A 2,455-nucleotide genomic window follows, 5' to 3' on the forward strand; every position below is an offset into this window, starting at 1 on the left:
TCGGGCAGCGATTCGCCGAACCACACCGCCCCCGGCCTGATCAATCCACCGCACAACGGACACTCCGGCGGCGGAACCCGCTGGTCCGCCTCGGCCGGAGCGTCGGCGGCACCGTCGAACTGCGCTCGTGTCCCACAATCGCTGCAGTACGGCTCGAACAGAGATCCGTGCACGTGCGAGAGAACCGTGGCACCGGCCCTCTCGTGCAGGTCGTCGACATTCTGGGTGGCGATGTCGACGTGCGCTCGCTGCTGCCATTGCGCAAGTGCCACGTGCCCGGCGTTGGGCTCGGAGCGTCGGACCAATTCGGCTCGCCATCGATACCAGCCCCACACCAGATCACTGTCGGCCAGCCACCCCTCCGGACTGGCGAGATCCTTGGGATCGAAGTCTTCCACAATCCGCTCCGGGCGTCCCGAAATGTAGCGATCCCCGACTCGGCGGACATGCCTGCGCCGGTGAGTACGGTGATCCGCGAAGCCTCTCGCGCGGCGTCCACGACGGGCTGCGGAACGGCAACGGGCGACTGATTCTCGGAAGTGGTCACCCGGTCATTGTGCCGAGCGGTGTGCCACGCCGCGCTACCGTGGTCGCATGAGCATCGACACCACCGCGCGAACCCGACGACGGTGGCCCGTGTGGTTGGCGGCCTGCACGGCCGTCGTCGTGCTTGCAGTGGCCGGGGTTCTGTGGCTGGCACCGAGCCGGTACCTCCCGTGGGACACCGAAGCATTTCCCGAGGTGAACGCCGGCGAGCTGACTACCGATCAGGCCCGGGTGGTCGAACTCCTGCGCACCGAGCACGAGCTGCAGCGGCCGGGAACGTTCTACGCCGAAGGAATCGACGAGGCCTGGTGTGCCGATTTCGTCAGCTGGATCATGAAGGAGGCGGGACTGCCGTTGTCGAACCCCAATTCGGTTCGTGGCGCATTCCCGGCGTCTACACCCTGCAGGAGTACTACCAGGAGCAGGGACGTTACGAGGCCGTCGGCGACTACACGCCATCGGTGGGCGATGTGGTGCTATACGACAACACCAGCTGGGCCGGCCAGCACACCAACGTGATCGTGGCGGTCGAAGGCGACGAGGCCATCACCGTCGGCGGCAACGAAGCTGGCAAGGTCAGGGTGCACACGCTGCACTACGCATCCGATTCCGGAGTCGTCGGATTCGGTCGCCTTCAGAGCTGACGGTCACTACGTCGGGATGGCGTCTGCGTCGCCGTACGAACGCGCACCACCGTCTCGTTTGGCTCGGTAGAGCAACATGTCCGCGCGGTCGAAGCAATCGTCCACGGACTCCCCCACGCGCAATGTCGTGTAGCCGGCAGAGAAGGTCTGTTCGTCGGGCACGACCGCCGACAACTCGGCCAGCACGGCAGACATGGTCGTCGAACCCGCACCGGGCATCGCGAGAGCGAACTCCTCGCCGCCCCACCTCGCGATGGAGGCGCGGCCGCCGAGCAGGTCCTGGGCAGAAGCAGAGAACTGAATCAACAGCCGATCTCCGCGTCCGTGCCCGTATTTGTCGTTGTACGACTTGAACCGATCGAAGTCGACCATGGCCAGAGCCAACGCCACATCGGCACCACGCGGTGTCGTCAACTGATGCAGCCGATCGCGCCATCCACGCCGGTTGAGCAATCCGGTGAGGGCATCGGTCTGCGCGGCCTGGCGGAGGTCGTCCTCGATGCGCCGACGATCGGTGGTGTCGTGCACGACGGCCATCGTCCACCCGAATACCCCCGGGACCGGGAACCTCACTGGCCGAGATCCACCCCCACCGGACCGTGCCGTCGGCGTGCAGGTAGCGCTTCTCGAGGTGAACCGATTCCCCGCGCGCCTTGGCGTCGGCCATGATCTGTTCCATGGCCGCGTGCTGGGCCAGATCGTCGGGATGGGTGAATTCGCGAGAGGACCGGCCGGCCAACAGATGGCGCGGGCAACCGACGATGGCCGCGTACGCCTCGTTTGCGAGAACCAACAACCCGTTCTCGTCGGCCAACGCCAATCCGACCGTGCTGGCCTCGAACATCTCCCGATACCAACGATCGGTGTCGACCATCTTCAGCCGGGTCTCTTCCTCGAACAGTGCGAGTCACGCCGAATCACACAGACCACCGAGAATACTCGGTGCGTCGTACCGGGCTGCTCTCGAGCACGTTGCGGCCGATCTTGACCTTGACGTAGCGTCACGGTTCACACTGATACACATGAGAATCGGATCCCTGGCCGACGCCGCCGGAACGACACCTCGAACAGTGCGTCACTATCACCGTCTCGGCTTGCTCGGTGAGCCACGCCGTCTCTCCAACGGCTATCGCGAATACACGATCGACGACGTGGTTCGACTGATGAGAATCCGCTGGCTCGCCGATGCCGGAATGCCCCTCGGCGCGATCGCGGCCGCCCTCGACCGGTCCGCGCCGGACGGAGAGCGACGTGGTCGCCCGATC

General features: G+C 65.5%; 2 protein-coding genes and 3 pseudogenes. 2 read left to right on the forward strand and 3 right to left on the reverse strand.

The genetic code is table 11. From position 1 onward, the window contains the following. Window positions 1-499, reverse strand: a pseudogene (locus tag RHBS_RS26900) (NAD-dependent deacetylase); the annotation flags it as partial. A gap of 95 nt (window positions 500-594) precedes the next feature. Here RHBS_RS26900 and RHBS_RS26905 point away from each other — a divergent pair. Next, window positions 595-1,190 (forward strand): annotated as a pseudogene (locus RHBS_RS26905) (CHAP domain-containing protein). Between the two features lie 6 nt (window positions 1,191-1,196). Here RHBS_RS26905 and RHBS_RS26910 read toward each other — a convergent pair. Beyond that, window positions 1,197-1,763, reverse strand: coding sequence for a GGDEF domain-containing protein (locus tag RHBS_RS26910; RefSeq protein WP_128646869.1), 567 nt, complete (start codon window positions 1,761-1,763; stop codon window positions 1,197-1,199). A 13-nt stretch (window positions 1,764-1,776) separates the two neighbouring features. Continuing rightward, window positions 1,777-2,064 (reverse strand): annotated as a pseudogene (locus RHBS_RS32430) (PAS domain S-box protein); the annotation flags it as partial. A gap of 148 nt (window positions 2,065-2,212) precedes the next feature. Between RHBS_RS32430 and RHBS_RS26920 the strand changes: the two are divergent. After that, a partial coding sequence (locus RHBS_RS26920; protein WP_145977638.1) for a MerR family transcriptional regulator occupies window positions 2,213-2,455 on the forward strand: 243 nt, incomplete at its 3' end.

It is taken from the genome of Rhodococcus sp. BS-15, assembly GCF_000813105.1.
Lineage (GTDB): Bacteria > Actinomycetota > Actinomycetes > Mycobacteriales > Mycobacteriaceae > Rhodococcoides.